Annotated in this window: 7 protein-coding genes and 1 pseudogene; 5 read left to right on the plus strand and 3 right to left on the minus strand. The window is 62.7% G+C overall.

The genetic code is table 11. The features are described from left to right. Nucleotides 1-823 (plus strand): annotated as a pseudogene (locus tag ACXJL8_RS35845) (hypothetical protein); the annotation flags it as partial. Nucleotides 824-952: 129 nt separating this feature from the next. Here ACXJL8_RS35845 and ACXJL8_RS35850 read toward each other — a convergent pair. Then, nucleotides 953-1,294, minus strand: a complete 342-nt coding sequence (locus ACXJL8_RS35850) for a hypothetical protein (protein WP_456622235.1) — start codon at nucleotides 1,292-1,294, stop codon at nucleotides 953-955. Nucleotides 1,295-1,364: 70 nt separating this feature from the next. Here ACXJL8_RS35850 and ACXJL8_RS35855 point away from each other — a divergent pair, with 70 nt between their 5' ends. Then, complete coding sequence (locus ACXJL8_RS35855) at nucleotides 1,365-1,943, plus strand: alpha/beta hydrolase family protein (protein ID WP_456622236.1); 579 nt, start codon at nucleotides 1,365-1,367, stop codon at nucleotides 1,941-1,943. 24 nt (nucleotides 1,944-1,967) lie between these two features. Here the strand turns inward: ACXJL8_RS35855 and ACXJL8_RS35860 are convergent, their stop codons facing one another. Continuing rightward, nucleotides 1,968-2,165 (minus strand): hypothetical protein, encoded by a 198-nt coding sequence (locus ACXJL8_RS35860; RefSeq protein WP_456622237.1) that lies wholly within the window; start codon nucleotides 2,163-2,165, stop codon nucleotides 1,968-1,970. A gap of 514 nt (nucleotides 2,166-2,679) precedes the next feature. On the opposite strand from ACXJL8_RS35860, the gene ACXJL8_RS35865 reads away from it, so the two are divergent. The 3 genes from ACXJL8_RS35865 (at nucleotide 2,680) to ACXJL8_RS35875 (ending at nucleotide 3,509) form a co-directional block, all read left to right on the plus strand. Further along, the gene (locus ACXJL8_RS35865) at nucleotides 2,680-2,889 is read left to right on the plus strand and encodes a cold-shock protein (protein ID WP_247990441.1); all 210 of its coding nucleotides are present in this window, start codon (nucleotides 2,680-2,682) and stop codon (nucleotides 2,887-2,889) included. Nucleotides 2,890-2,987: 98 nt separating this feature from the next. Then, entirely contained in the window at nucleotides 2,988-3,230 is a 243-nt protein-coding gene (locus ACXJL8_RS35870; RefSeq protein ID WP_456686526.1) for a transcriptional regulator, read from the plus strand. A gap of 54 nt (nucleotides 3,231-3,284) precedes the next feature. Further along, nucleotides 3,285-3,509, plus strand: coding sequence for a hypothetical protein (locus ACXJL8_RS35875; protein ID WP_456622239.1), 225 nt, complete (start codon nucleotides 3,285-3,287; stop codon nucleotides 3,507-3,509). 63 nt (nucleotides 3,510-3,572) lie between these two features. Here the strand turns inward: ACXJL8_RS35875 and ACXJL8_RS35880 are convergent, their stop codons facing one another. Beyond that, nucleotides 3,573-3,755, minus strand: a complete 183-nt coding sequence (locus tag ACXJL8_RS35880; protein WP_456622240.1) for a hypothetical protein — start codon at nucleotides 3,753-3,755, stop codon at nucleotides 3,573-3,575. Nucleotides 3,756-4,026 lie beyond the last annotated feature (271 nt).

A 4,026-nucleotide genomic window follows, 5' to 3' on the forward strand; every position in this document is an offset into this window, starting at 1 on the left:
GCCCAAACTCTCGTCGCTTGACGCGGAAATTGTCGCAGGGTTGGAGAAGAACGGCGTCTATATCACCTCGCTCGAAAAGCTGGATTTGCCCGGCACGGACGCGCTTTGGGCATCGGCGACCGAAATCGCGAACGCCTATTCCCTCCGCGCCAGAAAGGGCGAGTTTGGTGGCGAATACACGGTGCAGGTCGGCGCCGAAGACATGATGCGCCATCCGCATATCGTCCGCTGGCCTCTCGACGATCGCATCCTCAACATCGTCGAGGCCTATCTCGGCCTGCCTGCTGCATGTGACACGTTGAACTTCTTCTATACCGTCGCCGACGGCAGACAGGTGGCGGCACGCAGATGGCATCGCGATGTCGAGGACCGGCGGATGGTCAAGGTGATCGTCTACCTGCACGATGTCGACCTCGACACCGGCCCGCTCGAAATCCTGCACCGTCCCTTTCCCGGCAGCGACTCACTCGACGGTGCCAACTTTCCTGTCCTGACGCAGGAAATGCTGGAGGAGCGGCTCGGCACGACGCTGGAGAGCGGCGACGTGACGACCTGCATCGGCAGGGCCGGCACGGTGATCTTCACGGATGTCGCCAGTTACTACCATCGTGGGCGTCCGGCGATCGCGCGTGACCGCTGCGCGCTGTTCTACAATTTCTTCTCGCGCACGCCCCTTCGACCGTTCTTCTGCGAGCGGCATGTGTTCTCACGGAAGCAGCTTTCCGAGCTTGCTGCCGGCCAGTCTGCTCGCGCGCGCGACTGCTTGCTGTGGCGCTCTAACGTGCCTCTGTTCGCCCGCCTGGTGCCAACCGCGCCGCTTTGAACATCGACGGGGATCCGACGGGCTCAAGTGCCGCTCATGCCACCCGAGCGGCCGGTGCGGCGGGATCGGTGTCCACACCTGATCAATTGAAGCCACAATTTTGTTGTCCTTCTTCGCTCATGGGCTTGGTCAGGGGGACTTCCGTTGCGCAGCGCGCTTTTGGCTTTCGCCGTCACGCTCTCTTGTCTTGGCTCGCCTGCGCAGGCCGCGGGCATTCAGCTTCTCGAATCCGATCCCGCCCTGGCGGGCGCGATCTGGTATCCATGCGCGGCGGAGCCGACACATGTGGCGCTGGGCAGTCTTTCGGTCGGTGCCGATTTCGACTTGAAGGGCGTGAAGGATTGTCCGGTCACCGGCGCAAAGCTGCCGCTGGTCATTGTCTCGCACGGCCGGGGCGGGACGTTCGTCCAACAGCACGACACCGTGGAGGCGCTGGCCGATGCCGGTTTCGTCGTCGCCGCCATCAATCATCCTGGCGACACCTATAGCGACTCCTCGCGGCGCGACACCTTGTCGGTCTGGGGATCGCGCCCCCGCGGACATGGTCCGCCTGCTCGATTTCGTGCTGCACGACTGGAAGGACAGGGCGGTGATCGATCCCGCCAGGATCGGCTTCTTCGGTTTCTCGCTCGGAGGGGCTACCGGCCTCGTGCTGATGGGGACCAGGCCGGATTTTGCGAGGGTGGCGAGTTTCTGCAAGGAGGCGACCGGCGCTTGCGCACAGCTTCACAATGGTGAGACGCCGCCTGACCCGATACAGGATGCGCGCATCCGCACAGCCGTCATCGTTGATCCCGCGCCGGGCGTCCTGACGCGCGAGAACCTCGCCGCCGTCAAGGTGCCGTTCCAGTTCTGGCGGTCGCAGTTCGGCGGCCCGGGCGTGGGCGACGGTTCGGGCACGGCGCGCGTTGCAGAAAGCCTGCCGGGCAAGCCTGACATTCACGTCGTTCCGGCCGGCCACTTTGCTTTCCTCGCACCTTGCTCGGCCGAGCTTGCGGCGGCCATCCCGCGCATCTGCGCCGACGTGCCGGCGGGATTCGACAGGGTAGCCTTTCACCGCGAGTTCAATGCCGCCGTGGTGCAGTTCTTCCGCGGGCAACTCGGTGGCGGCGATCGCTGAGCGCTCAGTCGAGACTGAGCTGCATCATATCGGCGCCCTCAGGCCCGGAGAGCTGATCCAGGCATCGATCTGAATGGCCGTCTCGTCCTGCCGCACCCTTCGCAGCAACATCTCGCGGCGACGACCCGGAGGAAGCGAGCGCGCCTCCTCGCGCAGACGTTTGGCTTCATCCGCCAGCCGCTGCCTGAGGGATTGAGTCTGTTTGAAGTGACGCCGTCCCATGGTGTTGCTCCCTTGCTGAACAGGCGGGAGCGCAACCGGCGTTCTCATCACCGATGAAAGCCGCGTGCCGGGCGGTGATGGGCAATCGTAGCAAAAGACCCACGGCGCGTATGTCCACAAGGATACGTTGCTCGCCCGCAGGGGTGATTGGATCGGAGAAGGCAGGGGCCGCTATGACGTCGACCCGACATGGTCGCGCGGATGCGCTGATCGATGTGACGTGACCTGAAACCGTATATCAAATCGATGCTTGCGAAGGCTCGTTTGCCTCGCATCGGATGCCCGCAGGTCTTCGTCTTCAAGCCTGGAAATGTTCCACCGAAGCCGCGGGCGCAATTAAATCCGGGCAAGCCTTGCAAATGACGATGATGAGGTATACTTTAACGCAGTTCGTTCAGCCGCTGTGCCTTGTTGAATGCGCCCGCGGGCTCCTTTTCCAGAGACATCGACGAATTGAATCGGTTCTGCGTGAGTGTCACGCGGAATGCGCGCATGTGCGCTTTGGAGAAGAAAAATGACGACAGGTACCGTGAAGTGGTTCAACGGCCAGAAGGGCTTTGGATTCATTCAGCCCAACGACGGCGGCAACGATGTGTTCGTTCACATCAGCGCAGTCGAGCGGGCTGGTCTTGCGGGTCTCGCCGAGGGCCAAAAGGTCAACTTCGAGGTCAAGACCGACAAGATGCGGGGCAAGGTCAGCGCTGAGAATCTCTCGCTGGCTTAAGGCCTCTGGGCCGTTTCACGGATGTACTGAAACGGCCATGCTGCCCGCTCGATCCCAGGGATTGAGCGGGTTTTGTCTGTTGCGGAGCAGGGTGAGGGATGAGCGCCAGGAAATCGGCAGAACCGACACCCGAAAGCATCGCGCGTTCGAACCGTCAGCGTTTGGCTGCTGAAGAAGGAGCGCGGGCGATGGCGGATGCGGGAAAGCAAGCCGTCGATGTTCGCAAGAACATGGCTCGGCTGCGAGAGCTGCGCGAAGCCAAGGAAGCGGCCGACGCCACCCTTCAAGCATCGTTGCCGGCGCCCGCCCCGRCGAAGCGCAAGAAGAAGGTGACGCCATAGCCGCGTTCCATAGCGCCGACGACAATCTGGAGAGGGCCGGTCACATGCCAAAGAGTGCGGGTCGTGCCTAGAGTCAAGTCGGACAGCGGTGGCACCATCACCTTCTTTCTCGCGCTGGGCGCGGGCCGGCAGATGTGTCGTCTTGCGACGACATTTCTGACGCAGAAGCAGGCGTTCAGCTACCTTCACAAGAACCGGACCGAATTCGAGCGCATGGCGCGGGCGCAGCTGGCTTCGGGGGACGTCGAGGACGGGATCGTCGTGCTCTCGATGCTGTAGATCAGGCGCGGATTTTGGCGCGCCTTCAGCGTGATCCGCGATCGCCGTCCGGTGCCGGCGCTCCTATTCGGAGCGGCTTGCCGGCTTGGCCTCGCGGGCCAATCGCTCCGCCTTCAGCCGCTCGCGATTCTCGTGCAAGGAGTTCTGGTCCTTCGCATAGTCATTGATCGGCTTCTGCGTTTTCGCAGGCTTGAACGCCTTGTTGGCTTCACGCTTGGCTCGATCAGAGGATTGATCTCTCAACATTTCGACCTCGATTTGATCAACGAGCGTGGTCCCGACGAGTGCCGGACGACGCCTCCCGCTTGCCAACTGAGTGTATCGACTTGTCCCCCTCCGGGCGAGAGGGCGGCCAATTCTTCGGCGTGGGGCGGGTCTTCTGCGAGGTGCTCAGTCACTCGCTGTGGAGACGGCGCGCCCGCATTTCCGAGAGCACACCGGTCGAGAGAATAACGGCGGGCCACCGGATCGGTTCCGCGGGGACCAATCTTTAATTCCACGTTGGCTGGTCCAGCGC

This window comes from Bradyrhizobium sp. P5_C11_2, assembly GCF_054049755.1.